We start from the raw sequence: 24,997 nt of genomic DNA, 5'->3' as shown, positions 1-24,997 counted from the left end.
GGGGTGAAGTAATGGAAAGTACAGAAAAAAAAGAAGCGTTAATGCGAATAAAAGCAGCTTCGAAAAATGAATTGTATCGAAAGTTATTTGACCAATATGGTACAGATTATTATTACGTTGTTGATGAAAGTGTAAAAAGAAATATCCCGTTTTTTTGGAAAAAGGATTATGAAATGTTAGTTGCTTTTCCTGAGGATAAACAGGAAGAAGTGAATGAGGGAACAGCTCAATTTCATGAACAATTAATGGATGTTGTTAATGATCCTTCAGAACAAATTGTGAAAGCGAATGGAATTCAGTCAGTCTTGCACAATTTAGAAAACGTAACGACTTCTATGTCATACGCGGCGATGCAAACAGGAAATAGTGAAGAATGGGCAAGGAAAAAAGAGAAACTATTAAAGTTGTTTGAAAAAGGAATCGTCGTTGTGAAACCGACGGAAGAAACGAAAGTAACGAAAAAGAAAAAAGTTGTGAAACAAGTCGTTCCGGTAAAGAAAGAAGAAGTAGTTGCAAAGAAAGAAAATCAAGAATCTGTACCGTTTATTATTCAAAAAGTAATTCGGATGCTAGAACGAAACGATGTAGAACAATATTTCATTCATGCATATGCTGAAAAATTAAAAGTGAAGTTTGAAAAAGCAACGATGATTACTGAAGAAGAGGTTATCGGGTACATATTAGAAGATATGAGATCGCATTTCAATACTGAAAACGTGTTTGAAAAAGAAGTACAAACAATTGCATTAATCGGCCCAACTGGTGTTGGGAAAACGACGACACTTGCGAAAATGGCGTGGCAGTTTCACGGTAAGAAAAAAACGGTTGGTTTTATTACGACAGACCATTCGCGCATTGGGACAGTACAGCAACTGCAAGATTACGTAAAGACAATTGGATCAGAAGTAATCGCTGTGCGTGATGAAGCTGCAATGACAAGAGCACTTACGTATTTTAAAGAAGAAGCACGCGTCGATTATATTTTAATAGATACAGCCGGGAAAAATTATCGTACGTCAGATACAGTGGAAGAAATGATTGAAACGATGGGACAAGTAGAACCAGATTATATTTGTTTAACGTTATCAGCTTCTATGAAGAGTAAAGATATGATTGAAATCATTACGAACTTTAAAGATATTCATATAGATGGTATCGTGTTTACGAAATTTGATGAAACAGCAAGTAGCGGTGAATTGTTAAAAATTCCAGCAGTATCATCGGCTCCCATTGTATTAATGACAGACGGCCAAGATGTGAAGCAACATATTCATATCGCTACAGCTGAACATTTAGCAAAACAAATGTTACAAACATCGTAGAAAAGAGGTGAAGAATAAGGCGTCTGCCTTATTCAAACGAGTATGAACGGTCTTTATATAGGTTCTATGGGTATGATGAATTACATGCAGCGTATTAATGTTCATTCGAATAACATTGCAAATGCTCAAACACCAGGGTTTAAAGCAGAAAATATGACTTCTAAAGTATTTGATGTACAAGACACATATCGCCGCGGAGATGGGACTGTGACAAATATCGGCTCGGTCGATTACGCTGTAGTACCAGCCGCAACGCATGTGAACTTAGTACAAGGAAATATACAAATGACAAATAGTGCTACAGATTTCTTTTTAGATGACGGTACGGCCGGAACATCATCATTTTTCGTTACATCTAAAAATGATGAAACGTTTTTAACGAGAGATGGTAGTTTTACATTAAATAGTGATCGTTACCTGCAAACATCATCTGGTGCCTATGTTATGGATGTAAATAATGAACGTATTCGTATTCCAGAAGGAGCGAAGATCGCTGTACAAGCAGATGGTACATTATATGATGAGGGAACACAAAATAATATTGCTCGCTTGCAAACAAAAACAGTAGGCGCAGAAGCGAATAATCGTCTCGTACAAATAGAGAACAAAAGTTTTACACTAGCAGAAGGAAACATTGCTGATTTACCGAACGGTACAGGCGCAGTAAAAAACCATATGCTAGAAAATTCAAATGTAGATATGACGAAAGAGATGGCAGATTTAATGACGGATCAAAAAATGATTCAAGCATCACAGCGCGTTATGACTTCATTTGATAAAATTTATGAAAAAGAAGCGAATGAAATATTGAGATAAAGGAGACTCCCGTTTGTGGGAGTCTCCTTTATTAGTTTTAAAATTCCGAATTATCAGTTGACCGCTGTTTCTTTCTTATTTATATTAGTAGGTATAATTATAACTACTAACGGGGAGTTCGATCGTTACCACAGATTATGTTCGGCACGATATGATGGGGGAAGAAATCACGAAAGTGTTTGGGGCTGATAAATTAGATACGTTTTGACATGATTTAGTTCATGTCGTAACAGGAAAACGTAGTATGGAAGAAATGGGGGAGAAAATGGTGAATAAAGCTCAAGCACATATGACGCTGCAGAGCGATGATACATTTCAACAAGGTGTAAAAGATTGTTTACCAACTGTATTTGGTTATTTGAGCATCGGTATAGCAGCTGGTGTGATTGCAAAAACAGCTGGTTTCTCGATTATAGAAATTGCTTTTATGTCCACGTTAATTTATGCAGGTTCTGCCCAGTTTATATTAGCGGGTATGTATGCAGCTGGTGCCCCTGCCTCGGCAATTATTTTTACCGTGTTTTTTGTTAATTTACGCCATCTTTTAATGAGTGCGGCACTTGCACCTTACTTCACGAAAATTCCTCTATTTAAAAACTTAATAATTGGTTCGCAAATTACTGATGAAACATTTGGGGTTGCAGTACAGCACGCAGCGCAAAAAGGGTATTTAGGCGAAAGATGGATGATCGGGCTAAATGTAACAGCGTATTTAAATTGGATTATTGCTACAATTATCGGCGGACTATTTGGAGAATGGATACCAGATCCGCATACATACGGGATGGATTATGCATTACCAGCGATGTTTATCGGCTTATTCGTTCTTCAATTAATAAGTAGTAAACCAAAACTAGCAATTCATCTTACTGTTGCAATTGTAGCGATTATTATCGCATATGTTTCGCACTTATTTATGCCAGATAGTATAGCGGTTATTATCGCAACCCTTTTAGCTGCGACGATTGGAGTGATGATTGAAAAATGGAAATGAGATTAGACGTATTATTACTTTTACTAGCGGCAGGAGCTGTCACACTCGTACCACGTATATTACCTCTTCTCGTATTTAGTAAACTACAAATTCCAGACTGGGGCTTAAAGTGGTTAAATTACATACCGATTGCGATATTAGCAGCGCTTTTAGCGCAAGTACTATTTATGCATGAGACAGTGCAGTGGGATTATCTTATCGCAGCAATCCCCACATTTCTTGTCGCAATATATACTCGTAGTTTATTAGGGACAGTATTAACCGGAGTGATTGTGATTATTTTGTTACGTTTCTTTTTCTAAACAGGATTACGCTTATATAGTAGCGAAAGGTGTAATAGCATGAAATATATAGGGGTGGTGTTATGATACTTTTAACGATAGGAGCAATATTGTTAACGTTGTTGATTTTCTTTATTCTCGGCTTTATTACGTTTATGATGTTTGTTGATAAGGCGACACCTCAAATTTATTACACACCTTGTGAATCAGTGACAGTGAAATCTAAGGATAAACATAGAAGGAAGAAAAGTTGATAGCGGGCTTTTCTTCCTTTTTCTTTTACATCCCCGAAAGAACTAACAACAATAACCCAAATAGAAAACTAATAAAAGAAAGAAAACCGATACATATCGAGAACACCCGATTATTTCTCCATTCGCGCCAGAAAACGATAAAGCCTAAAATGCAAAGGAAAAACCAAATAGGTAAGAATATGAACTCACTAACTTTCTCGGGGAGTAACGAATAAAAAGCTGTTAAATATAACATCCAATTTGTAAAAAATAAAATGCAAACGATAATAGATTGTAAGTAGGGACGTTTTAAAAATGTCCCTTTTTTAACTGCTATAAAGATAAGAGATAGTGCTGCAATAAAAGGAATGATAATGAATATGAGAAAAAGTAATGTAAGTGACATAAAAAACTCCTTTATCGTATTGTTTGCGTAAGAAACGAATCTATTAAATTGTATGCTTTGTTTGTAGAGTGCTCGTTATACTTTTCCGAGTACGGATTTAGAAATCCATGCTCACCATGTAGTTGCTGTATTTCTATTAAAGGGTTATTTTGTTTCTGTAATGTTTTCATTAAAGAGGATACTGAAAAGCTAGCTTCTTTTTCAGGGAAAAGAAGTAATGTAGCGCATGTAGGCTTAACATGAACATAGTCACGTATACGGGAACCGTAACATCCGATAATAAAATCTATTTTCGGATTGTTACTACATAGCCATGAGATGGTAGCTCCAGCGCTAAAGCCAATAAGTCCAATGTGTGTGTAACTACTAGAAAGACGAGTAATGAATTCTTCAATTTGCTTTTTTCCATCATCAAATCCAATATGATTCATAAAAAACTGATATGCTTTTTCTTCATCATTATAATGAAATGCATGCTGTGATTGTAAAAGATTAGGACAGAATACATCGATATGAGATGAAGTGAAGTGGTCAATAACTTGATGCATATGATCGTTCACACCGTATATTTCATGTACAACAACGAGAGCTAATTTTTTCTTCATAGTTACAATGTACCTCTATGAAACTTAAATTCTTTCTCAACAAGGCAGATGCGCAGGTGGAAGTTTTCATACCATTGCTCACGGCCTCTTTTTTTCGCTTCTTTATGTAAGGCATTCTGTTTCCAATTGTCAATTGCTTCAAGTGATTCCCAATAAGAAATTGTGATTCCGAGACCCGAGTGATCTCGTGCACTGTCTACACCTAAAAATCCAGGCTGCTGCTTTGCGAGTTCCTCCATTTTTTCGGCAATGGTACTATAATCTGTTGTATCAGTCGATAAATTAGAAGTGAATATAACTGCATAATAAGGCTTCTTTTTTTGTGAAGTATTCTCCATTCAAATGTCCCCTTTAAAATCATTTTATAGTTTGAATTTTAGCACGAAATAAAAAGAAAAGAAGCACGAGGCTTCTTTATAGAAAAAAGAAAAATGCCACTTCAAAAAATTTGAAGTGGCATTTCTTATATTTCCTCTAAGCTATTAACTGGAACCGTTAATTCGCGTCCTGGGTTTTTAACTTCATATATGCGGGCGGTTTCGCTGCTTTCGTCGACGTGTTGAATCATAACAGGCATACCTTGAAAACTGACATTGGCATGTTCCGCTGATACAGAAAGCTCTTTTGCACGTTCTATATTCATTTATATTCCTCCCATCATTATTATCTTTGCTAAAAAGGAGGGATAATATACCATTTCGAGACATTCTTAAAGTTTTTGTATTATTTTTAATGTTTCTTTAATGAATAAAGAGAATATGGAATCGGGATAAGATTGTATGAATTGGTTTGCTTCTGTTACTTCTTCAAGAGCGCTTTTTTTATCATTAAGTTTTACGTAACAAAGAGCGCGATATGCCCCTGCTGTTGTAAGCCACGCTTGATCAAGTGGATGATTCATATAATCTGGTATGATAGCACGTTGTAATGTTTTCAAAGCTTCCTCGTAACGTTTTAAACCGTACAAAGCTTTTCCTTTTTCAAGATAATATAATCCGTCATCTTGAAAAAGCGGTTCATCTTTTAGTTTTTCTCGAAATTGTTCTAGATGCTCTAATGCGATTGTATATTCATTAGTAATTGTATTGTAGTAGTACGCTTTTAAAATATCAACAATCGCAGCAGATAAAGTATCTTCTGTGAAAATGGCAAATTGCTCAGATTTTTTTATGTAGTGTAAATATTGTTCTTTATCAGCCGTGATGACTTTTTGATAAGATAATATGCGGTAAAATTCATCTGTTTTATAATACACTTGATGTGTTTTTGAAAAGGCAAGTGCATCTAAAATGACTCTTTCACAATTTTCATAATTACCACATGCAAGTAAAATAATTGCTTCATATAAACATAACTCGATATGTATGATAAGATCCATTTCTAAATGTTTCTCTTCATAGTCATTTCGGATACTAGCTATAAGTTGTAAACATTCAGCATACTTTTTACGTGTGAATATCGTATAAGATAATTTTAACTTTGTTTCCGTACTGTCACGGTATAAAGTATATTTTTCAAAAATAGAAGTGGCTTTTTCAACGTAATATTCAATGTTGTAATCTTTCATTATAGCCGCAGCAGTTACAAATTGTTTATACAAACGAGCAGTATTTAAAGTAGGAGGTAGCTCTTTTTGAACGATAGGTAGTAAAATCTCGTATACTTCATCACACTTATTTGCCTTAATTAGTTTCTCCGTTTGTTGAATGAGTTCTACAATTTCTACATCATCATCTTCTAGTAAAAAACTCGTTTCGCATCCAAGTTTGTCAGCGATATATTGCAATGTTTTCATAGAAGGTGTAGCTTTTCCATTTTCAATTTGACTTAGCATACTTTTTGTTAGTTCTGAACCTGCTAGCTCAGTTTGCGTAAGCCTTTTTTCTTTTCGTAACACTTTAATTTTTTCGCCGAGAGTTGCCATATTATTGCTCCTTTATAATCAAAAAGTTAAATACAATTAAACTTTTTGTTGTAAAAATTGGAAAGTTGATTATATAATAAGTTTAACACAATTTAACTTTTAAGGGGAGAGTGTCACAATGGGGGATATAAGTATAGGTCAAAATGATTCGAAAATGAGGGTTGCAACGAGAAATATTATTTTAATGATGATTGGAAAAATGACGTCTTTGTTAGGGGCGGGTATTTATACGTTTGCAATGGGGTTATACGTATTAAAGACAACTGGTTCAGGGATGGGATTTGCAACTACACTTATTTGCGGATCAATACCAAGAATGATTTGTGGACCGATTGCAGGTGCTGTAGCTGACCGCGTCAATCGAAAATGGCTTGTCATTGGCACAGATTTATTAAGTAGTTTAACGATGCTTATTATGTTTATTCTTGCGACTACTTTTGGGCCGTCACTTCTGTTTATTTATGTTTCAGCAGCATTATTATCAATTTGTGCAAGTTTTTATTCTGTAGCATTAACTTCGTCTATTCCTAATTTAGTAGATGAGGAGCGTATTCAAAAGGCGAGTGCTTTGAACCAGACGGCAGCATCTTTATCGAATATTTTAGCACCGATTATTGGTGGAGTTGTATTTGGTTTCTTTTCAATTAAATCTTTCTTCCTGTTAAATAGCATTACATTCTTTTTAGCGGTTATTGTGCAATTATTTATCGTATTTGATTTATATAAAAAAGAAATGGCTGAAAGTAAAGAGCATTTTTTGACGAGCATAAAAGAAGGTTTTTCATATATAAAACGACAGCATGAAATATATGGTTTAATGAAAATTGCATTATGGGTAAACTTTTTTGCGAGTGCACTTTTCGTTTCGCTTCCATATATTATTATTCAAAATTTGCATCTATCCTCGAAGCAACTCGGTGTTGTAGAGGGAATGTTAGCAGTTGGGATGCTAATTGGTGCAATTGTTTTATCAGTACGTAAAGAAGTGAATAATCCGTTTCGCTCTGTTTATATTGGGCTGTTTTTATTTGCGGGCTTGAGTTTATGTACAGTCTTTCCATTGTTAGTTACCATTCCGAAAGTGGCAAGTTTTATTTACTATATCGCTTTTATGATTTTAACTGGTATATCAATGATGGTTGTAAATATCCCGATGCAAGTACATATGCAAAAGACGACAGATCCAAACTATTTAGGGCGTGTATTCGGCCTACTTGAAACAATTGCTACTGCAATCGCGCCGCTTGGTATGATTGTATATGGATTATTATTAGATATGTTGCCAACTAGCATTGTTATGATGACATTAGGCGGAGGATTATTGTTAGTTGTATTAGTTGGAGTAAAGCAGCATGTGGCGAAAAAGCAAGTGGATGTGTCTGCCTAAAAGAAAATTTGACTTAACAATATAAAAATGACTGAAATAGTATTATAGTTTTTGAAACTCTTTTTCATGTATGTTACAGTAAAGTGAGCAGACAAAGAAAAGGAGAAAACATCATGAAAAAATTAAGTTTTGTTATGCTTTTTCTGTTAGTCGTAATGACTGGATGTAGTAATTATGACACGTATATTGAAACAGGTATGCAATCATTGACAACTGAAAAATATAGTGATGCACAGATGTGGTTTGAAAAAGCAGAAAAAGAAAAATCAGGAAATAAAGCGAAGTCATATAAAGAAATCGCTCAGATAATGGATCACGGAGCTACGGCATTAAAAGACGGCAAGTATTTAGAAGCAAAAGATATTGCAAATGAAGTGTTGCAAAAGAAAAAAGACGATGCACTTGAAAAAGCTGTGACATCAAATGCAGAAAATATGCTTCAAAAAGCAAAAGATGTTGAAAAGAGAGTAAATGAAAGAGTGGCAAAGCAAAAAAAAGTGGATGAAGAAGGAATTGATAAACTCATTAAAGCCGTCGATAGTATAGATGAAGTGAAAGAGAAAGAGAAAAAAGTTTCAGAAGCATTAGATAAGGCGGAAGAGGCGCAAGCAAAAATTGAGGAAAAGAAAAATAAATAGAGTTATAATTTAAAAGGCTGTCGTGTATAACGACAGCTTTTTAAACTATATCAGCAGATACGAACATATCACTATTTTGTAAGTTTTTAGAGCGTAAACTATAAGCAACTACCTTCTTTTTATGTTGCTTTACAACATCAACATGTTCTTCATGACTATAAATATAAAATGTAAAATCTTTTTTGCCACGTTTTGCATTGATAATTAACGGAGTACCTTCATTTAGCGGTGGTGCATAATAACGATCTAAAAATAAACCTTCGTTAAAATCATGAATAATTTTAGATTTCTTTTCGCCTTCTAAGTTATTGCCATTGATTGTAACAGTCACATTCTCTTCCTCAAGTTGTGGGTGTGTTTCGTACTTGCTAATAATGGATTCAATAACAGAATTCGGAAGGCTAGAAACGATAATTTTAAATGCCCCAAATACAACTAACATTACAATAAACCAAGTCGTCATAGTATAATCATCCCCTTTATTCTATTTAATAATATAACTCATATGGTAATAGTACATATGGTGAAGTTTTGTATATTTTGTGAAAAATATTCCATTTTTACGGGTGAAATATTAGAAAAATCAATTTTGTTACAAAAAATTGAAATCGAAGTATTTTAAAAGAAAAAGGTTTATAATAAAAATATAACTAATAACAACATTACTAATTACAAGGAAGTGTAACTATGAGTACTGTAGCAATCGTGTATGGTATTATTCTTTCTACAATTTTTGTTTTATTTTTCGTCGGGGTTTCACGTTATATTCATAAATGGAAAGAAGGCGTTGCGAAATTAAATCACATTGAAGAAGAACTAAGTGATTTAATGTTACATCATGGTAAGTAAACGTTTATTTTTTAACTAAACAATGTGAAGAATATCACAAAACATGCTCTCATAATGAAAGCATGTTTTTTATTATGTACTGAATAGGCACATATCATCTATTTTTTCCATACGATACATCGTTAAGTGCATAATGGTAGGAGCGGAAAAGAGGGATGAAATGAGTACATCAGGTTATGTTTCAGATAATAAAAATTTAAAGAAAAGCTCGGGAACCCCAAATAACTGCATGTGAAATAGAATAACTCTTCCTATTAGTAGGGAGAGTTATTCTATTTTGTATAATTTTGTAATTTATTTCGGTATAATGATTATATAGAAGGGAATTTGTTAGAGGGGGGCATATTGTGAATATATTAAAGATTATAGGGATTATTGTGGGAGTAATTGTAGTTGTCATTGTAGCTTTCTTTGCAATTATGAAATATTATTTGTCAAAAAAAGATCCAAATTATGTCTTAAATTATATAAAAGAACAGAAAGATGATGAAACATGTTCATTACTTATTAGACGGAATGGTGAAGTATTAACATCGATAAATGGAAATAAAAAACTGCCATTAGCAAGTATGGCTAAAATTGTAATAGCAGTGGAGTTTGCTAAACAAGTTTCAGAAGGAAAGATAAGCCGAGATGAACGGATTTCATTACATGAGTTAGAAAAATACTACGTTAAAAACACTGATGGTGGAGCGCATCCTGCGTGGTTAGAAGATATCCATGCTAGAGAGTTAGTGAAAAATGAACAAATAGCTTTAGAAGAAGTTACCAAAGGGATGATTCACTATAGTTCTAATGCAAATACAACATATTTGTTAGAGAAGCTTGGAATAGAGAGAGTAAATGAAAGTATAAAAGAGTTAGAGCTTACTAGTCATGATAAGTTTACTTCATATACTGCTTCACTATATATGAGAGGATACGTAGAAAAAGAACTTCATGTGCCAGAAAATCAATCATTAAAAACGCTACGTAACATGTCAAAAGATGAATATAATAAACACGTGTTACAAATACATGAATGGATGAAAGATGAAGAAGAATGGAAAAAGCGGGATATTCCATTAAAAGTAGATATGGAATTCCAACGCATTTGGTCAGATCGATTAGTAGGTGCAAATGCTAAAGATTATATGAGTATAATGGAGAAGATAAATAGTAGAAATTATTTTCCAAAATCAATGCAAGATGAAATTGAGAATGTTTTTAATGGAACAGTTAAAAATAGTAAGTTTGAATATGCTGGTCAAAAAGGTGGTTCTACCGCATTCGTATTGACAAAGAGCTTGTATACTACAGATAAGAAAGGGAATAAAGTAGAAGTTGTAATTATGTTTAACGATATAGATGATCAAGTTGCATATCAAAAACTTAGAAATAATGTAGATTATTTTATTCTTGATATGTTAGCAAATGAGGAATTTAGAAATAAATAATAATGAAATAACCTTTTTGTGCTATGAGAAAAGTACTCAAAGGAATTAACCGATATCTAATCGAATTAATTGAATAGATGCGTTAATGGTAGGAGCACCAGTCACTGTAGTAATGAGTGATAATGTGTAAGAAGGCTCTTTAGATAAAAGAGATTGTTATTTTCATAGGAAAGGGGGTAATAGTTATGACTACAATATATTTCGTTCGTCATGCACACTCTACATATACAAAAGAAGAACGGGAACGGCCTTTATCTGAAAAAGGGCACTTGGATGCAGAGGATGTAGCGCGCTTATTGGAAGGTAAGCATATTGATATTATTATTTCTATTCCATATAAAAGGGCGATTCAAACTGTGCAAGGAATTGCGGATACATATAATTTATCAATACAAGTAGAAGAAGATTTACGGGAAAGGTTATTAAGCGCAGAACCAGTACATAATTTTAACGATGCGATTCAGAAGGTGTGGGAAGATTGGAGTTTTGCACACGAAGGCGGAGAATCGAATGATGTAGCACAAAGGCGTGCTGTAATATGTATGCAAAATATATTAAAAAAATATGAAGGTAAGAATATTGTAATAGGAACTCATGGGAATATTATGGTATTACTTATGAATTATTTTGATTCGAAATATGATTTTCAGTTTTGGAAAACACTTCATATGCCCGATGTATTTAAGTTGACTTTTCATAATGAAAGTTTAATTTCTGCTGAAAGAATAGAACATACAGGTCATCAGATAAATATTTTGTAAAAGTTTATCAAAAAAGAAGGAAAGAGAGAAGTTATTGTAGAAATATGACTTTGTAACAAAAAATATTTGTTAAAGGAGGCTGTTTACATGTTTGAGAAAGAGAAAGAAGGGCTTATTGAGGTTCACAACGTATATGAAATTGTACCAGCAGATGGAACAATTATTGGTATGGCAACGGAAGAAGAAATGGAAATTGCTGCTGAACTTGAGTTACAGTACTATGCCCATTCTCGTTTATTAGAAGCAAATGTTCAGTTAGACGGTTCCTCCTATAAAGAGTTACTTCACGAGTTCGAGGAGTACGAAAGAAAATCAATGAAATTTTGGCGAGCAATACATAAACGTTTAGCTGTGCCATGGGCATGGGTACTACGTGTTGATGTCGCGAATGGTCCTATATATGTAAGCAATGAGAATGCGTATTACGAAGAAATTGATGATGAAGAAGATTATGAATAGATAAGTAAGGAAGCAGCTTTAGTTGCTTCCTTTTTTTATTTGTAAGGATTGAATAGCTTCAATGATAATATCGGGTCGATCATTTTCTATTCCGTGACAAGCATGTTCGGCAAGTATATATTGGCTATTTATTGAGAGATGTAATTGTTCATGAATAAGTTCTTGCCACATTGCTTCAAGTAGAGTTGCCTCCTCTTTTGGCATACCACTTTCAATCATTTGAGTAATAGAATAATGAGGGTCTCTACCGATAATGATTAATGGTATTTCTAATGTTTTATATAACTCTTTTATTGAGCGAGCGCAATTTTTCCACTCCGATAGTTCAGAAGCTGTCGCTTTATATAATGAAGGAGAGGTAGAAAATTCAATTAGCGTGCTCGATTGATCGACGAGCATAGGCTTTAGTTCATTATAAAGTGTGGCGACATCCATTTTGGAGTACGTAGTATATTTTTGAAGCCACAGATCATCAGAATCAGTTTGATCAGAAATCGGTAAATGAAGCTCATCTAATCGGTGTAAGTTCATGGAAGTAGAATCAACTAAAATAAGTGCTTGCAGTCTATCTTCATGTAACATCGCAAAATGTTGTGCACATAACCCTCCATAGGAATGACCGATTAGAATGATGGGCTCATGAATAGCTAGTTTTTGTAGTAACATATGTAATTCTTTTGCTGCTTGTAATGTAGTACGTGAATGATTCCCTAGTTCACTTTTTCCATAACCGGGGCGATGGTATGAAACGACTGTAAAGTGTTTTGAAAGTTTTTCAATAATCGGAAGCCAATCATAAAATGAGCAAGTCATTCCGGTCTGAATGACTACAGTTTGTTTATGATTTCCTTTTATATATACTTCTATATTTTGGCCCAATATCTCTACAAATTTATAAATAATAATTCCTCCTAAGCTTGAAATAATTTTTGACAAGCGAAAGCGATGCACCAAACACCTATACCGAACAGGACAGATGTACTAAGTGCAAATGAGTTTTTTAAACCGATATAGACGATAAATAATAGTAGTGCTGATGCAGGAAATCCATATAATACGCCTAAAGCAAATTGACTCAATTCTTGTTTATTGCCACCTTCGAAAGAAATCCAAAATAGACTAAGCAAACTTACAAGAGGAAGGGCGGCAATAAAGCCTCCTATCGTACTATAATGTTTAGCGACTTCAGTAATAACACCAATAATAAGTGCCGAAACAATAACCTTAACGAGGAAATGCATATTGTGCCTCCTTCGCTAATAACGAAAAGGCTTTTTCGATTAATTGCTGTTCTTCTTTTGATAACTGTGATTCTAATATTTCTATCTTTTCTTTATCTAGTAAAGTATGCTTTTCTAATACTTCAATTCCTTCTTTTGTTAATGTAAGATTTACGACCCTTTCATCTTGTTTATTTCTTTCTTTAACGATGAAATCCTTTTGAATAAGGCGCTTTACGTGTTCAGAAGCTGTGTTATGAGAAAGACTAAGCTCAGTAGCGACTTTTCCAATTGTTATATCTTTCTCGCGGGAAACGATTTGTAAAATACGAATTGCTTGGTGTGAAAGATTGTCTTCATATTCATATCGTAAGTGATAATAAATGCTCTCCCAATGTTGATTCAAGTCTTTCATAATAATAAATCCTCCTATTTTTATATCGTATATTAAGATATATTCGCCAGATAAGAAATAAAATCCTTTTATTTGGATAAAAAATGTTGAAAAAGTTTATTTTTATTGAAATATAAGGTAATCTATGTGTAAAGGTATACATTTAGCAAGAGAGAGGATGATAGCTGTGAATACATTCAAATGGATGAGTCATGAACAGATGTATGTAGATGAAATACATGTTGAAAAATGTGGTCCTCTTTCAGTCGGCGTATACGGTGGAAATCAAGAGAGTGATGCATATGAAAGAGGAGATGCAGTGCTTGCTTGGTGGGATCCTGAATTACAATTTGAATTTGTTATGATTTTTGATACACATCATAAAACGAAAAATATCCATTATATAATAGAAGCGATTTCGGAAAGAAAAGAGAAACTAAAAGAGTTATTTTCATACCCGATACATTTAGCTTTTCATCATACACATATGTACTTATTAGCGTTATTTACAGATGAGTTATTTATTGAAAAATGTGATCAAGATGATGAGGAACTTGCCTGCTTAATTTGCTTGCGAAAAGGTGAATTTTTATATTGGCTATCAGTTGGTGATTGTTTTGCGTATTTATTCCATTCAGAGCAAACGAAAAATGGAAAAGGACGATTAAATAAGCGGAAGAATTACGAATATATTGGCAGAAAAAATATTTTTGCAGCAAATACACCTTGTTTTACGTCAGGTGTGCGGGGATTAGAAAAAGGAACAAATCACATTGTAATGGCAACGGATGGTATTTTAGAGTGTGATAAACGAAGGTTTGATGATGATCAATCTTTAGTAGAAATATTACACGACGGAAATAGCTTACAGATTGAGCCTGTATTAACAAATGTACTGCAGTGGAAAGGTAGAGATTGTGCCACGATTATTGGATGGTCCATCGATACTGAAAATAAACAATGCGCGAATGAATAAATAAAAAGGAGTTCAAGGATTTTTGTCCTTGAACTCCTTTTTGTTAAGCGATATGAATATGATACGTCGTTAACCATTTTTAATCCTATTTTTAGTATCCATAAATCCGGCGAATGTCGCTATAGCACCACCTGGATCATAGACTTGGAATTTTTGGTAAAAAGCTAATCCTGTAATGAAATAAAATGTACACTAAGTTAAAGAATGATCGCATAAATAATGTACTACATGAATTAAAGTGTAAACTTGAGAAAATATTCTTCAAATGCAAAGTTATATGAGACAATAGCTGAGGAAAAGTATTCCATTACATACAAAAAATAATAAAAAAGATGAGAGAAAACTTTTTTCTGGACGTTATATAGGGTGTAAAAGCTTTTACAAAAAAATAAGGGGAATCGCTACATGAAATCAAATGAGAAAAATTTTATAAAAAGATTACAGCGGCAAAAAGAAGATGCGCTAGAATTTGTTGTCGATACATACTTACCGCTTATAAAGGGGATAACGCATAAAGTTCTTCTTCCAGTTCAAAATGATGGACTTATAGAGGAATGCATAAATGATATTTTTCTTTCCATTTGGAATAACGCAAATAAGTTTCATGGAGAGCAGAGTGACTTTAAAAAATGGATTGCAGCGATTGCAAAATTTAAGGCAATTGATTATTACCGGAAAGCGACTAAAAAGGTAGAAATCATTTCAGATGAGTTTCATATAAGTACGGAAAAATCGGCAGAAGACGAATTAATCGTTATGGAAGATAGGGAAGAATTATTGAAACTTATTAATCAATTAGAACCGTTAGATCAAAAAGTATTCATTATGAAATATCTCCTCGGCATGAAGACAGAGGAAATAGGAGAGAAATTAGGATTAACCAGGGCAGCAATCGATAATCGAGTGTACCGTGGAAAAAAGAAACTACAACAAAATGCTACGAATATTAGTTTTGGAGGTAGTGCAATATGAAAGACATTTATGAGCTATTAAATGATATTGATATAGATGAAAAAGAACTTGAGGAAATTGAGGCTTCTGAAATTGAAAAAGAAAAAGTGAAACGTAATTTAAAACAATCGATACGTACGAAGAAAAAGATGAAAACTTGGAAAAAAGGTGTCGCTGCTGCGTCTATTTTAGTCGGCGTATCGGTTGCCATGCTTGGCATTGGATTTCCGACTTATGCTGGGGGATTGCCAATTGTAGGTGATATATTCCGATTTTTAGATAATGGTAGAACAGGGTTATATGAAAATTCTAAAGCTGACGTAGAGAAGACAACGGGGCTTCATTATAATTATAAACAATACGCTACAGTACTAAATATGACAAAAGAAAGCAATGGAATTAAGATAACGATTAATGATGCGATTTTCGATGGGAAGACAGTATCAATAAACTATTCTATAGAAAGTAATAGAGATTTAGGCAAAAATCCAAGTACGTTGGATTTTTTAATTATTAAAGGAGCAGGTGCCCAATCAGGAAGCAATAAAATTACTAAAGTCGCTGATAGAAAATATACAGGTTTAATAAGAACAAGTAGCGATTTAGTTAGTAGTAAAGAAACTGCAGTGAACGTTGAGTGGAGTATACAAAGTATAGACATTTTAGAAACAGAAGAAGAGATAAAAGGGGATTGGAATTTTAACATTAATCTAAAAGGAATAGAAAATAAAGAGAAATGGATTAGAGGTAGTGCAGAAAAAGATGGTGTAAAAGTAAATATGGAGAGAATGGAAATAACACCAATGTCGTTTATTCTATACTACAACCAAGAAGTATCTCAAGAAATAAGGAGTGTATGGGATGGAGTGGATGTCGATTTAAAAGTGAGAGATGATATAGGTAACCAGTATTCTGGGGAAGGAAATGGAGGCTCAGGTGAGGATTCTTATAATTTTAATTGGAGTAAAACATTCCAACAACTTAATGAGAATGCGACTAAGCTAATAATAACGCCTCACGTTAATTTAAGAATTCACACTCCTGAAAATTATGGATCGGTAACAATGGCTGGAGGACAAGTAAAGGAGAGTTTTGTGTCTCGAAAACTGGGAGGCAATAAGGGTATTGTGTTAGATGATATTGTCATTGATTTAAAGAAATAAAAGAGAGACTGCCTGAAAAAAATAGGCAGTCTCTTTTCGTTAAGAACTAGTAACAAGTAAAGCATGTGGATGTTGCGTTCTATATTCCTCTTTCCACGGAATATGTAGCTGCTCCCAAGATTCGCCGCTATCATTGGATTGAAACAAACCATTGTTATTTAAAGTGTAGAAAGTATTAGGTTCAAGTGGATTTGTCGCAAACATCGAAATGACCGTACCAATTGCAGAAGGTAATCCTTGCTGTACTTGCTCGAAAGGAGTATCTTTCGTTTTTCGATATATATAAGATTCATAAGGAATACGGTGATGAGCAAGATCAGCACTTGGTGCGGCAGAAACGAGAATTGTATTACAATCAGCTGGATCGATAGCCATACTGTATAAATAATGATGTTCAAGTCCCTCACTACATGATATCCAGCTACTGCCGTTATCGTAACTTTCTAGATAAGCGCGATCAGGGCCACTCATAAATCCGTCACCACATGATGCATAAAGGCGATTTGGAGCTTCAGGGTGCATAAGTAATTGATGAGCGTCGATAGGAGCACCGAATTTTTTATCAATCCATGTATGCCCTCTATCGTTACTTTGAATAACAGCACCAGCTTCGATTGAAACGTGTATTGTATTTGGATTGTTTGGATCCACTGTAATCCAGCGCACGTGATGGGTAAAAGGTCTAGGCGGAAAAGCCCACGTATAAGAAGATAATAATGATTTCATATTTTTAAGTTCAGTCCACGTTTCACCACCGTTTTCTGAACGGAATAAAGCGCTCGGTTCTGTGCCGACATAAACGACGCCATATCCGTTAACTTGTTCATTTGAGCTTATCGTTATGGAAGTGATAGAAGAGTGTAAAATACCATCCTCTTTAGGGAAATCAAAGTAACGATAAGAATCTCCAATTGGTCTCCATGAATCTCCGCTATCGTCACTTAACCAGAGACCTCGTCCAAATGTTCCGCAATATACACGATTTTGGTGGAACGGATCAACGGCGATACAGGTAGGTTGCATATTTTGTAAGTGATATGCTGTTTCATAGTTACCATATTGTTCTTTTACTACAACAAGTTCACGCTCCATACAGAGAAATAAATGTTTCATTTTAGTAGCCTCCTTAAAAATTCTTTCATTAGTAAACAATATGAAAATAAAAAAGAAGTAGTCTTGTTTTTATTTGAGAAAAAGGGATTATTTGAAAAATAGCGAAGTGAGTATACAGAAGGAAGTGGGTGTTTACGAACAGTCAATTCGGGATAAAGATGGGGAGTTTGTTTCATACTAATGTATAGATATTGTACTTAAAGGAGCATTCGTATGGGACATTCGCATGATCACGGTCATTCAAAAAATAAAAAGGCGTTACTAATTGCCTTCCTATTAACGACAAGCTTTATGATTGCTGAAGTTATTGGCGGATTTGTAACAAATAGCCTAGCACTATTATCTGACGCGGGGCATATGTTAAGTGATGCAGTATCCTTAGCTTTAAGTTTACTTGCGTTCAAGCTTGGAGAGAAAACAGCAACAGCTGCAAAAACATACGGATATAAACGAGTCGAAATGTTAGCGGCATTATGTAACGGTGTCGTTCTTATTGTCATTTCTATATACATCTTTATTGAAGCAATTCGTCGTTTTAAAGAACCAGTTGAGATTGCTAGTAATGGGATGCTCATTATTGCTGTACTTGGTTTGCTCATTAATATTACATCAGCTTGGATATTAATGAGGGGCGGAGATGTGAAAGGGAATTTAAATTTAAGAAGTGCGTTCTTACACGTACTAGGCGATTTATTAGGTTCAGTCGGAGCGATTATTGCTGCGTTACTTATTAAATTTTTCGGATGGACTGTTGCAGATGCGATTGCTAGTATTCTTGTGTCTATTTTAGTAATTATAAGTGGATGGCGTGTAACACGTGATACGGTTCATATATTAATGGAAGGTGCACCGCAGCATATAAATGTTGAAGAAGTAAAAAATACATTATTAAATATTACGATTGTAAAAGAAGTTCATGATTTGCATATATGGTCTGTTACATCGGATTTTCAAGTGTTAACTTGTCATCTCATTATTAAAGGTAATGAAACACAAAGTGTACTAAAAGAAGCTACGGATGTATTAAAGGAGAAGTTTCATGTAGAACATGTCACCATTCAAGTAGAAATTGATGGTGAATTTAGTCATAGTGAGACAACTTGCAAAGTATGAAAGAAAAAGGATATGAAAAAGTGTCATAACATTTTTCGCGCAGCATACATATATATAATGTGGCCACAAATACTTTGCAAGGTAAATATTTCATAAGATTACTTTACTTATAAAGAGTCATCTTTTATAATCAAAAGTGGTAATTGATAAAGATTATCATTTTCAATGATCGTAGAAAGGAGTTTTTTAAAAGATGAGTAGTCAACTCCGTTTTGCTGTTGAAAATCGTAAGAGGCATTTAATTGATGAGTTAATTGGAGCAGGTGTGTTTAAGATTCGCGACCGACAATTATACGAGCTGTCCTTAGAGGAATTGGAAAAAGAGTACGAAGACATGGAAGATTATGCAGATGTTCAGGCATAGCATATAGATTATTAAAAAGGAGCTGGTTACACTTTTGTGTAGCCAGCTTTATTATTCCATAGGAATCATTTTATGTATTTCTTTCATTTTACGGAAGCCTTTTTGTTGTTGATTATGAAGTGTAAGTAAAAGCTGGAATAGGATCAACAAATATATCCCAATCTTGTTGCATTTCTTTTTCTGTTAATAGACAACTATCTAATGATTGTTCAATTAAAGAACGATTCATGTCAATGCCGATAAATACGAGTTCAGTTATTCGATCTCCGTATCGTTCATCCCAGTTTTTTAATACTTCTGGTTCTTCAATAAACATTTGAATCTTTTCAGCTTCAGGTAATGCTGCAATCCACTCACCAGCACCTTGAATTGTAATAGAAGAGCCTGCTTGAGATAGAAGTCCTATCATATTATTACGAGAAGCGAGCCAGAAAAATCCTTTCGCTCTTACAACATCTAAAGGCCAATTTTTTAGCCAATTCATAAGGCGTTCAGGGTGAAAAGGCTGTTTCCGGCGGTATACAAAGGAGTTGATATTGTATTCTTCTGTTTCCGGTGTATGATGTTCGCTGTTTAATTCTTGAATCCATCCCGCTGATTGACTAGCTTCTTCATAATTAAATAAATGAGTATTTAAGATTTCTTGTAATGGTACTCTGCTAAATGAAGATTCAATAATTTTTGCACCAGGATTTAATTTTTTTAGTAAATGATGAAGTTCTATGCTATCTTCTTTTTCTAATAAATCAATTTTATTAAGAATAATGACATTCGCAAACTCAATTTGATCAATTAATAAATCGATAACTTCCCGAGTATCATTTTCATCGATTGCCTGTTTTCGGTCTAGCAAACTTTCTCCATCTGCAAAATCATCCCAAAATCTATTTGCATCTACAACTGTAACCATCGTATCGAGGCGACAATTTTTTGTTAAATCAATGTTAAGAACTTCGTCTGTATAAGTAAACGTTTGAGCAACTGGAATAGGCTCACTTATACCTGAAGACTCAATTACAATATAGTCAATATCACCATTTTCTACAAGACGATTTACCTCTATTATTAAATCTTCTCGCAGTGTACAGCAAATACAGCCATTTTGAATTTCTACTAATTTCTCTTCTATACGTGAAAACCCCCCTTTTTTTATAAGAGACGCATCGATGTTTACTTCGCTCATATCATTAACGATAACAGCTACTTTTAAGTTGTTTTTATTTGTCAAAATATGATGTAGTAAAGTGGTTTTACCGGCGCCTAAAAATCCACTTAATACAGTAATAGGTACTTGTTTCATAGAATAATTCCTCTCCTTTAAATCGTGATGATTACGTTTTATAATAATTGATAGAAAAGAAAAAATCAATAATAAATCATAATGATTCCGATTTAAGTATAGGAATAGACTATAAAATTTGTGTTGTAGTTGTATGGAATATTTGGACAAGCATACGATTTAATATGAATAAGGGGGGATAGTGTTGGTCTTTAATAGAGTTTCAAAAGAATTAATCCTTCATCTTTTTATGAAATAGAATCATAATTACAATGATAAAAAAATAAAGATAAGAGTAATTTGGTTTGTTAAAAATATGTGTATAAGGAGATATGTGATGAACTGGGTTACTCATAAACCATCATTTGAATTTGATAACTATAGTCATATTATTCGGACGCAATCTGCGTGGAGTGGACATTTAGATTTCGCATATGATTTAGTACGGTTTGAAAAGCCAGAAACTTTAGTCGAGTTAGGCACACATTTTGGTGCTTCCTTTTTTAGCTTTTGTCAGGGGGTAAAAGATGGTGGTCTAGCTACAAAATGTTTTGCTGTAGATACTTGGACAGGAGATGGGCATACAGGTCCATATGGAGAAGGTGTTTTTCAAGTTGTAGAAAAAGTGGTAAAAAGCAACTATCCTAATATAGGTAATTTAATTCGATCAACTTTTGATGAGGCTGTAAATCAGTTTCAAGATGAAACGATAAATCTTTTGCATATCGATGGTTATCATACGTATGAAGCGGTATCTCATGATTATAAAACGTGGCTGCCAAAAGTTGCGAAAGATGGTATTGTGCTGTTTCATGATATTGAAGTTAGAAGTGGAGATTTCGGTGTGTATAAGTTTTGGGATGAGATCAAGGCAAAGCACCCTCATTTTCAGTTTGGGCATTCATATGGACTCGGAGTATTATTTCCAAAAGGTTGTAGTGATAAGTTTTCGGAGATACTTAAAAATAAAGAAGAAATACAAAATATGTATAAATAAAAGTGGAGCATGCATCATTTTAATGATGTATGCTTTTTTATATGGAAAGATTAGGGGTCACTTATAAGGCGAGAATAATGCTAAAAGGTTTTGTTATGGCAAATATGAAAAAGGTTATTATTATTTGATCGTTCTTTTTAAAGAATAAAAATACAACATTTTTTTATATTTTCCATTGCGAAAAGTAGCATCTACTTTTACAATAGAAAGGGTTGTGAATATATTATACTGAAAAAATAAATCGAAATAATATGAAAATTTTGTTTTGTCTTCGCTAATTGTACACTACATACACGTAAGACGACATACGTCATGTTATCGACTTGTAAGGAGAGAAAGAAATGAAAAGTGTAAGATTACCATCGATGCCAGAAATCATAATTCTTTTATTACTATTTCTTGCTGTTGTTTTTTCCTTCCAAACGATTTTTGATCTCCCAATTCAATTGGCGCTATTTATTTCATGGTTTTTAGTAATTGCGCTTGGATTAAGATTAGGATTTCGTTATCAAGAATTGCAAGATGCAATTACGAAAGGGATTTCTAACGGATTAGAAGCAATACTTATTTTAGTTGCAGTAGGTGCTTTAATTGGAACATGGATTGCTGGTGGGGTAGTACCAACATTAATCTATTACGGATTAGAATTCATTCACCCTAGCATATTCTTATTGGCAACGTTAATTATTTGTTCGATAACTTCTATCGCGACAGGAACATCTTGGGGAACAGTAGGAACAGCGGGTATTGCTATGATGGCGATTGGTGAAGGGCTTGGATTACCACTGCCGCTTGTTGCGGGTGCAGTTCTTTCAGGAGCTTATTTTGGAGACAAATTATCACCACTTTCTGATAGCACAGTTCTTGCAGCTTCTATGGCGAAAGTAGATGTTATTGCTCACGTTCGAGCTATGCTCGTATTAGACGTTCCGGCTTATATTATTACCAGCATTATGTTTACTGTTGCTGGATGGATGTATGGCGGGGATAATGTAGATTTAAATAGAGTAGAGTTTTTAAAAGAATCTTTATTAAAACACTTTGATATTAAAATATGGATGCTTGTTCCTGCTGTAATCGTTATTGTGCTATTGGCGATGAAGAAACCATCTATGCCAACAATTGCTATGGGAGCTTTAATTGGTGCAATTTGGGCAACTCTGTTCCAAGGAATGAACTTTGGAGAGGCAATTGGAACAGCATATAACGGATTCTCAATTCAATCTGGCGTTGAGTTTGTCGATAAGTTATTAAACCGTGGTGGAATTAACGGTATGCTTGGTTCAGTGGCCGTTATTATTTTCGGTTTAGGATTCGGTGGACTACTTGAAAAACTAGGTGTTCTAAAAGTAATCGTATCGAAATTTGAGAAGAAATTAAATTCGGCAGGTAATGTAACATTGTCTACATTAATCGTGGCATTTTTAGCTAATGTATTCGGTTGTGCGATGTACGTATCACTTATTTTAACACCGAAGATTATGGAAGATAGCTATGATAAATTAAAAATAGACCGCCGTGTATTAGCGCGTAACTCAGAAGTAGGGGGAACGTTAACTTCTGGTATGGTTCCGTGGTCGGATAATGGTATTTTTATGGCTGGTATTTTAGGTGTGGCAACGTTCTCATACGTTCCGTTTATGTGGTTAAGCTTCGTTTCATTAATTTTGGCAGTTATCTACGGATATACAGGCAAATTCATTTGGTATGTAGATGACGCTGAAAAAGGAAAGCAAGCATCATAAAAAAATACCTTCTGCGATGGCGGAAGGTATTTTTTTTTATACATACGAGTGAGAATTCTTATCATTTGGATGGAAGTCTGTTAAAATGAGAAATGTAGGTATTATATTTTCAAGGGGATGAAAAAATGGAGTACAGAATTGAAAGAGATACATTAGGAGAAATAAAAGTTCCAGCTGATAAATTATGGGCAGCTCAGACGCAGCGTAGTAAAGAAAACTTCCCAATTGGAACAGAGCAAATGCCGCTTGAAATTGTAAAAGCATTTGCGATTTTAAAGAAGAGTGCAGCGCTTAGCAATCAAAAATTAGGAAAGTTATCAGAAGAAAAAGCAGAAGCAATTGCGGAAGCTGCTGATGAAGTGATTGCAGGGAATTGGAATGAGCATTTTCCGCTTGTCGTATGGCAAACGGGTAGTGGTACACAATCGAACATGAATGTGAATGAAGTAATCGCAAACCGTGGTAATCAAATTTTGAAAGAGAAGGGATCTGACGTACATATTCATCCGAATGATGATGTGAACATGTCTCAAAGTTCAAATGATACATTTCCAACAGCGCTTCATGTAGCATGTGTAATTGCTGTAGAAAATCACGTATTACCAGCTATTACAAAGTTAAAAGAAACATTAGCAGAAAAAGTAACTGCATTTGAACATATTATAAAAATCGGTCGTACACATTTACAAGATGCAACACCTTTAACGTTAGGGCAAGAAATTAGTGGATGGCACCGTATGCTTGAAAAAACAGAGCGTATGATTGCAGAGAGCAATACATATATGAAAGAGTTAGCAATTGGTGGTACTGCGGTTGGAACAGGTATTAATGCGCATCCTAAATTTGGTGAGATGGTAGCAAAGGAAATTAGTCAATTTACAGGTAAACAATTTGTGTCTGCACCAAATAAGTTTCATGCATTAACGAGCCATGATGAAGTTGTATATACTCATGGTGCATTAAAGGCATTAGCTGCTGATTTAATGAAGATTGCTAACGATGTGCGCTGGCTTGCAAGTGGCCCACGTAGTGGTCTTGGAGAAATTATTATTCCGGCAAATGAGCCAGGAAGCTCTATTATGCCAGGTAAAGTAAATCCAACGCAAAGTGAAGCGTTAACAATGGTTGTAGCACAAGTTATGGGGAATGACGCGACAATTGGATTTGCTGCGAGCCAAGGTAATTTTGAGCTAAACGTATTTAAACCAGTTATTGCTTATAACTTCTTACAATCAGCTCACTTATTAGCGGATGCAATTGTTTCATTTAATGATAATTGTGCAGTTGGTATTGAAGCAGATGAAGAAGTAATTAATGAAAATGTGAACCGTTCATTAATGCTTGTAACAGCATTAAACCCGCATATTGGATATGAAAATGCAGCGAAAATTGCGAAGCATGCTCATAAAGATGGGTTAACGTTAAAAGAAGCAGCACTGCAATCTGGATTATTAACGGAAGAGCAGTTTGATGAAATTGTAGACCCGAAAAAAATGATTGCTCCGAAAGAATAATAGAAGAAGCCAAGGTTCTGAAGTGACCCCTAAAAGTTAGACACGGTTATTTCATTA

Annotated in this window: 31 protein-coding genes and 2 pseudogenes; 22 read left to right on the top strand and 11 right to left on the bottom strand. The window is 34.3% G+C overall.

Going from position 1 to position 24,997, the window contains the following annotated elements; translation table 11 throughout:
• The first annotated feature begins 11 nt into the window (after nt 1–11).
• The 6 genes and pseudogenes from flhF (at nt 12) to COC96_RS04220 (ending at nt 3,667) form a co-directional block, all read left to right on the top strand.
• On the top strand, nt 12–1,322 hold the full coding sequence (gene flhF / locus COC96_RS04245; RefSeq protein WP_098267354.1) for a flagellar biosynthesis protein FlhF: 1,311 nt from the start codon (nt 12–14) through the stop codon (nt 1,320–1,322).
• 42 nt (nt 1,323–1,364) lie between these two features.
• Complete coding sequence (locus COC96_RS04240; protein WP_098768372.1) at nt 1,365–2,138, top strand: flagellar basal-body rod protein FlgG; 774 nt, start codon at nt 1,365–1,367, stop codon at nt 2,136–2,138.
• Between the two features lie 121 nt (nt 2,139–2,259).
• Nucleotides 2,260–2,343: pseudogene (locus COC96_RS04235) on the top strand (TrmB family transcriptional regulator); the annotation flags it as partial.
• 60 nt (nt 2,344–2,403) lie between these two features.
• Nucleotides 2,404–3,132 carry an AzlC family ABC transporter permease gene (locus COC96_RS04230; RefSeq protein WP_141436209.1) on the top strand — a complete coding sequence of 243 codons (729 nt, stop codon included), beginning with the start codon at nt 2,404–2,406 and terminating at the stop codon, nt 3,130–3,132.
• Nucleotides 3,123–3,434, top strand: coding sequence for an AzlD domain-containing protein (locus COC96_RS04225; protein ID WP_000425945.1), 312 nt, complete (start codon nt 3,123–3,125; stop codon nt 3,432–3,434). The genes COC96_RS04230 and COC96_RS04225 overlap by 10 nt, the downstream gene beginning before the upstream one ends.
• A gap of 62 nt (nt 3,435–3,496) precedes the next feature.
• Nucleotides 3,497–3,667, top strand: coding sequence for a DUF3951 domain-containing protein (locus COC96_RS04220; protein WP_098768371.1), 171 nt, complete (start codon nt 3,497–3,499; stop codon nt 3,665–3,667).
• A gap of 25 nt (nt 3,668–3,692) precedes the next feature.
• Here COC96_RS04220 and COC96_RS04215 read toward each other — a convergent pair whose 3' ends face one another.
• The 5 genes from COC96_RS04215 to COC96_RS04195 all read right to left on the bottom strand — a co-directional run bounded on the left by COC96_RS04215 (nt 3,693) and on the right by COC96_RS04195 (nt 6,581).
• Nucleotides 3,693–4,052: a hypothetical protein gene (locus tag COC96_RS04215; RefSeq protein ID WP_098768370.1), complete on the bottom strand. Its 360-nt coding sequence runs from the start codon at nt 4,050–4,052 to the stop codon at nt 3,693–3,695.
• An 11-nt stretch (nt 4,053–4,063) separates the two neighbouring features.
• Nucleotides 4,064–4,657 carry a dienelactone hydrolase family protein gene (locus COC96_RS04210; protein ID WP_098768369.1) on the bottom strand — a complete coding sequence of 198 codons (594 nt, stop codon included), beginning with the start codon at nt 4,655–4,657 and terminating at the stop codon, nt 4,064–4,066.
• 2 nt (nt 4,658–4,659) lie between these two features.
• Nucleotides 4,660–4,995: an antibiotic biosynthesis monooxygenase family protein gene (locus COC96_RS04205; RefSeq protein ID WP_088231149.1), complete on the bottom strand. Its 336-nt coding sequence runs from the start codon at nt 4,993–4,995 to the stop codon at nt 4,660–4,662.
• Nucleotides 4,996–5,120: 125 nt separating this feature from the next.
• Nucleotides 5,121–5,300, bottom strand: coding sequence for an H-type small acid-soluble spore protein (locus COC96_RS04200; RefSeq protein WP_001019753.1), 180 nt, complete (start codon nt 5,298–5,300; stop codon nt 5,121–5,123).
• A gap of 66 nt (nt 5,301–5,366) precedes the next feature.
• Nucleotides 5,367–6,581: a helix-turn-helix domain-containing protein gene (locus COC96_RS04195; RefSeq protein ID WP_098768368.1), complete on the bottom strand. Its 1,215-nt coding sequence runs from the start codon at nt 6,579–6,581 to the stop codon at nt 5,367–5,369.
• A gap of 118 nt (nt 6,582–6,699) precedes the next feature.
• Between COC96_RS04195 and COC96_RS04190 the strand changes: the two genes are divergently transcribed.
• On the top strand, nt 6,700–7,968 hold the full coding sequence (locus COC96_RS04190; protein ID WP_098267361.1) for an MFS transporter: 1,269 nt from the start codon (nt 6,700–6,702) through the stop codon (nt 7,966–7,968).
• A 113-nt stretch (nt 7,969–8,081) separates the two neighbouring features.
• Nucleotides 8,082–8,606 carry a DUF4398 domain-containing protein gene (locus COC96_RS04185; RefSeq protein WP_141536053.1) on the top strand — a complete coding sequence of 175 codons (525 nt, stop codon included), beginning with the start codon at nt 8,082–8,084 and terminating at the stop codon, nt 8,604–8,606.
• 40 nt (nt 8,607–8,646) lie between these two features.
• On the opposite strand, the gene COC96_RS04180 is transcribed toward COC96_RS04185, so the two are convergent.
• Nucleotides 8,647–9,069 carry a YfmQ family protein gene (locus COC96_RS04180; RefSeq protein ID WP_098267363.1) on the bottom strand — a complete coding sequence of 141 codons (423 nt, stop codon included), beginning with the start codon at nt 9,067–9,069 and terminating at the stop codon, nt 8,647–8,649.
• A gap of 42 nt (nt 9,070–9,111) precedes the next feature.
• Between COC96_RS04180 and COC96_RS04175 the strand changes: the two genes are divergently transcribed.
• The 6 genes and pseudogenes from COC96_RS04175 (at nt 9,112) to COC96_RS04150 (ending at nt 12,111) form a co-directional block, all read left to right on the top strand.
• Nucleotides 9,112–9,228, top strand: coding sequence for a multidrug transporter MatE (locus COC96_RS04175; protein WP_088231154.1), 117 nt, complete (start codon nt 9,112–9,114; stop codon nt 9,226–9,228).
• A gap of 65 nt (nt 9,229–9,293) precedes the next feature.
• Nucleotides 9,294–9,455 carry a hypothetical protein gene (locus tag COC96_RS04170; protein ID WP_002171285.1) on the top strand — a complete coding sequence of 54 codons (162 nt, stop codon included), beginning with the start codon at nt 9,294–9,296 and terminating at the stop codon, nt 9,453–9,455.
• A 118-nt stretch (nt 9,456–9,573) separates the two neighbouring features.
• Nucleotides 9,574–9,678: pseudogene (locus tag COC96_RS27900) on the top strand (cupin domain-containing protein); the annotation flags it as partial.
• Nucleotides 9,679–9,802: 124 nt separating this feature from the next.
• Nucleotides 9,803–10,891 (top strand): serine hydrolase, encoded by a 1,089-nt coding sequence (locus COC96_RS04160; protein ID WP_098267364.1) that lies wholly within the window; start codon nt 9,803–9,805, stop codon nt 10,889–10,891.
• A gap of 185 nt (nt 10,892–11,076) precedes the next feature.
• On the top strand, nt 11,077–11,652 hold the full coding sequence (locus COC96_RS04155) for a histidine phosphatase family protein (protein WP_098768367.1): 576 nt from the start codon (nt 11,077–11,079) through the stop codon (nt 11,650–11,652).
• Nucleotides 11,653–11,739: 87 nt separating this feature from the next.
• Nucleotides 11,740–12,111 (top strand): hypothetical protein, encoded by a 372-nt coding sequence (locus COC96_RS04150; RefSeq protein WP_098267366.1) that lies wholly within the window; start codon nt 11,740–11,742, stop codon nt 12,109–12,111.
• An 18-nt stretch (nt 12,112–12,129) separates the two neighbouring features.
• Here COC96_RS04150 and COC96_RS04145 read toward each other — a convergent pair whose 3' ends face one another.
• The 3 genes from COC96_RS04145 to COC96_RS04135 are packed head-to-tail and all read right to left on the bottom strand — an operon-like array spanning nt 12,130 to nt 13,746.
• Entirely contained in the window at nt 12,130–13,062 is a 933-nt protein-coding gene (locus COC96_RS04145) for an alpha/beta fold hydrolase (RefSeq protein WP_142339954.1), read from the bottom strand.
• On the bottom strand, nt 13,023–13,352 hold the full coding sequence (locus COC96_RS04140; RefSeq protein WP_088231157.1) for a DUF3147 family protein: 330 nt from the start codon (nt 13,350–13,352) through the stop codon (nt 13,023–13,025). The genes COC96_RS04145 and COC96_RS04140 overlap by 40 nt, the downstream gene beginning before the upstream one ends.
• On the bottom strand, nt 13,336–13,746 hold the full coding sequence (locus COC96_RS04135; RefSeq protein WP_088231158.1) for a MarR family winged helix-turn-helix transcriptional regulator: 411 nt from the start codon (nt 13,744–13,746) through the stop codon (nt 13,336–13,338). The genes COC96_RS04140 and COC96_RS04135 overlap by 17 nt, the downstream gene beginning before the upstream one ends.
• Before the next feature lie 124 nt (nt 13,747–13,870).
• On the opposite strand from COC96_RS04135, the gene COC96_RS04130 reads away from it, so the two are divergent.
• The 3 genes from COC96_RS04130 to COC96_RS04120 all read left to right on the top strand — a co-directional run bounded on the left by COC96_RS04130 (nt 13,871) and on the right by COC96_RS04120 (nt 16,815).
• Nucleotides 13,871–14,701, top strand: a complete 831-nt coding sequence (locus COC96_RS04130; protein ID WP_098267368.1) for a protein phosphatase 2C domain-containing protein — start codon at nt 13,871–13,873, stop codon at nt 14,699–14,701.
• 405 nt (nt 14,702–15,106) lie between these two features.
• On the top strand, nt 15,107–15,673 hold the full coding sequence (locus COC96_RS04125) for a sigma-70 family RNA polymerase sigma factor (protein WP_098768365.1): 567 nt from the start codon (nt 15,107–15,109) through the stop codon (nt 15,671–15,673).
• Complete coding sequence (locus COC96_RS04120; protein ID WP_098768364.1) at nt 15,670–16,815, top strand: DUF4179 domain-containing protein; 1,146 nt, start codon at nt 15,670–15,672, stop codon at nt 16,813–16,815. Before COC96_RS04125 ends, COC96_RS04120 begins: the two co-directional genes overlap by 4 nt.
• 39 nt (nt 16,816–16,854) lie before the next feature.
• Here COC96_RS04120 and COC96_RS04115 read toward each other — a convergent pair whose 3' ends face one another.
• Nucleotides 16,855–17,928 carry a WD40/YVTN/BNR-like repeat-containing protein gene (locus COC96_RS04115; protein ID WP_098768363.1) on the bottom strand — a complete coding sequence of 358 codons (1,074 nt, stop codon included), beginning with the start codon at nt 17,926–17,928 and terminating at the stop codon, nt 16,855–16,857.
• A 213-nt stretch (nt 17,929–18,141) separates the two neighbouring features.
• On the opposite strand from COC96_RS04115, the gene COC96_RS04110 reads away from it, so the two are divergent.
• Entirely contained in the window at nt 18,142–19,041 is a 900-nt protein-coding gene (locus COC96_RS04110; protein WP_098768362.1) for a cation diffusion facilitator family transporter, read from the top strand.
• Nucleotides 19,042–19,234: 193 nt separating this feature from the next.
• The gene (gene fbpA / locus COC96_RS04105) at nt 19,235–19,405 is read left to right on the top strand and encodes a Fur-regulated basic protein FbpA (RefSeq protein ID WP_098267373.1); all 171 of its coding nucleotides are present in this window, start codon (nt 19,235–19,237) and stop codon (nt 19,403–19,405) included.
• A gap of 112 nt (nt 19,406–19,517) precedes the next feature.
• On the opposite strand, the gene COC96_RS04100 is transcribed toward fbpA, so the two are convergent.
• The gene (locus tag COC96_RS04100) at nt 19,518–20,705 is read right to left on the bottom strand and encodes a GTP-binding protein (RefSeq protein WP_098267374.1); all 1,188 of its coding nucleotides are present in this window, start codon (nt 20,703–20,705) and stop codon (nt 19,518–19,520) included.
• Between the two features lie 316 nt (nt 20,706–21,021).
• On the opposite strand from COC96_RS04100, the gene COC96_RS04090 reads away from it, so the two are divergent.
• The 3 genes from COC96_RS04090 to fumC all read left to right on the top strand — a co-directional run bounded on the left by COC96_RS04090 (nt 21,022) and on the right by fumC (nt 24,940).
• Complete coding sequence (locus COC96_RS04090; RefSeq protein WP_098267375.1) at nt 21,022–21,681, top strand: class I SAM-dependent methyltransferase; 660 nt, start codon at nt 21,022–21,024, stop codon at nt 21,679–21,681.
• A gap of 341 nt (nt 21,682–22,022) precedes the next feature.
• Entirely contained in the window at nt 22,023–23,426 is a 1,404-nt protein-coding gene (nhaC, locus tag COC96_RS04085; protein ID WP_098267376.1) for a Na+/H+ antiporter NhaC, read from the top strand.
• 125 nt (nt 23,427–23,551) lie between these two features.
• A complete protein-coding gene (gene fumC, locus COC96_RS04080) occupies nt 23,552–24,940 on the top strand; it encodes a class II fumarate hydratase (protein WP_098768361.1) in 1,389 nt (462 codons plus the stop codon).
• The last annotated feature ends 57 nt before the right edge of the window (nt 24,941–24,997 follow it).

The organism is Bacillus cereus, assembly GCF_002577405.1.
Classification (GTDB): Bacteria; Bacillota; Bacilli; order Bacillales; family Bacillaceae_G; genus Bacillus_A; species Bacillus_A cereus_AU.
This window is presented reverse-complemented; position numbering and strand designations above follow the sequence as displayed.

Bases quoted from the DNA above. Each gene is read 5' to 3' on its own strand.
- COC96_RS04120 (WP_098768364.1), top strand. From the start codon at position 15,670: ATGAAAGACATTTATGAGCTATTAAATGATATTGATATAGATGAAAAA.
- COC96_RS04195 (WP_098768368.1), bottom strand. From the start codon at position 6,581: ATGGCAACTCTCGGCGAAAAAATTAAAGTGTTACGAAAAGAAAAAAGG.
- COC96_RS04225 (WP_000425945.1), top strand. From the start codon at position 3,123: ATGGAAATGAGATTAGACGTATTATTACTTTTACTAGCGGCAGGAGCT.
- COC96_RS04180 (WP_098267363.1), bottom strand. From the start codon at position 9,069: ATGACGACTTGGTTTATTGTAATGTTAGTTGTATTTGGGGCATTTAAA.
- fbpA (WP_098267373.1), top strand. From the start codon at position 19,235: ATGAGTAGTCAACTCCGTTTTGCTGTTGAAAATCGTAAGAGGCATTTA.
- COC96_RS04140 (WP_088231157.1), bottom strand. From the start codon at position 13,352: ATGCATTTCCTCGTTAAGGTTATTGTTTCGGCACTTATTATTGGTGTT.
- COC96_RS04090 (WP_098267375.1), top strand. From the start codon at position 21,022: ATGAACTGGGTTACTCATAAACCATCATTTGAATTTGATAACTATAGT.
- COC96_RS04175 (WP_088231154.1), top strand. From the start codon at position 9,112: ATGGTAATAGTACATATGGTGAAGTTTTGTATATTTTGTGAAAAATAT.
- COC96_RS04205 (WP_088231149.1), bottom strand. From the start codon at position 4,995: ATGGAGAATACTTCACAAAAAAAGAAGCCTTATTATGCAGTTATATTC.
- COC96_RS04110 (WP_098768362.1), top strand. From the start codon at position 18,142: ATGGGACATTCGCATGATCACGGTCATTCAAAAAATAAAAAGGCGTTA.
- COC96_RS04230 (WP_141436209.1), top strand. From the start codon at position 2,404: ATGGTGAATAAAGCTCAAGCACATATGACGCTGCAGAGCGATGATACA.
- COC96_RS04115 (WP_098768363.1), bottom strand. From the start codon at position 17,928: ATGAAACATTTATTTCTCTGTATGGAGCGTGAACTTGTTGTAGTAAAA.
- COC96_RS04150 (WP_098267366.1), top strand. From the start codon at position 11,740: ATGTTTGAGAAAGAGAAAGAAGGGCTTATTGAGGTTCACAACGTATAT.
- COC96_RS04185 (WP_141536053.1), top strand. From the start codon at position 8,082: ATGAAAAAATTAAGTTTTGTTATGCTTTTTCTGTTAGTCGTAATGACT.
- COC96_RS04215 (WP_098768370.1), bottom strand. From the start codon at position 4,052: ATGTCACTTACATTACTTTTTCTCATATTCATTATCATTCCTTTTATT.
- COC96_RS04135 (WP_088231158.1), bottom strand. From the start codon at position 13,746: ATGAAAGACTTGAATCAACATTGGGAGAGCATTTATTATCACTTACGA.
- COC96_RS04155 (WP_098768367.1), top strand. From the start codon at position 11,077: ATGACTACAATATATTTCGTTCGTCATGCACACTCTACATATACAAAA.
- COC96_RS04100 (WP_098267374.1), bottom strand. From the start codon at position 20,705: ATGAAACAAGTACCTATTACTGTATTAAGTGGATTTTTAGGCGCCGGT.
- COC96_RS04190 (WP_098267361.1), top strand. From the start codon at position 6,700: ATGGGGGATATAAGTATAGGTCAAAATGATTCGAAAATGAGGGTTGCA.
- COC96_RS04125 (WP_098768365.1), top strand. From the start codon at position 15,107: ATGAAATCAAATGAGAAAAATTTTATAAAAAGATTACAGCGGCAAAAA.
- fumC (WP_098768361.1), top strand. From the start codon at position 23,552: ATGGAGTACAGAATTGAAAGAGATACATTAGGAGAAATAAAAGTTCCA.
- COC96_RS04200 (WP_001019753.1), bottom strand. From the start codon at position 5,300: ATGAATATAGAACGTGCAAAAGAGCTTTCTGTATCAGCGGAACATGCC.
- COC96_RS04170 (WP_002171285.1), top strand. From the start codon at position 9,294: ATGAGTACTGTAGCAATCGTGTATGGTATTATTCTTTCTACAATTTTT.
- COC96_RS04130 (WP_098267368.1), top strand. From the start codon at position 13,871: ATGTGTAAAGGTATACATTTAGCAAGAGAGAGGATGATAGCTGTGAAT.
- COC96_RS04240 (WP_098768372.1), top strand. From the start codon at position 1,365: ATGAACGGTCTTTATATAGGTTCTATGGGTATGATGAATTACATGCAG.
- COC96_RS04220 (WP_098768371.1), top strand. From the start codon at position 3,497: ATGATACTTTTAACGATAGGAGCAATATTGTTAACGTTGTTGATTTTC.
- nhaC (WP_098267376.1), top strand. From the start codon at position 22,023: ATGAAAAGTGTAAGATTACCATCGATGCCAGAAATCATAATTCTTTTA.
- COC96_RS04210 (WP_098768369.1), bottom strand. From the start codon at position 4,657: ATGAAGAAAAAATTAGCTCTCGTTGTTGTACATGAAATATACGGTGTG.
- flhF (WP_098267354.1), top strand. From the start codon at position 12: ATGGAAAGTACAGAAAAAAAAGAAGCGTTAATGCGAATAAAAGCAGCT.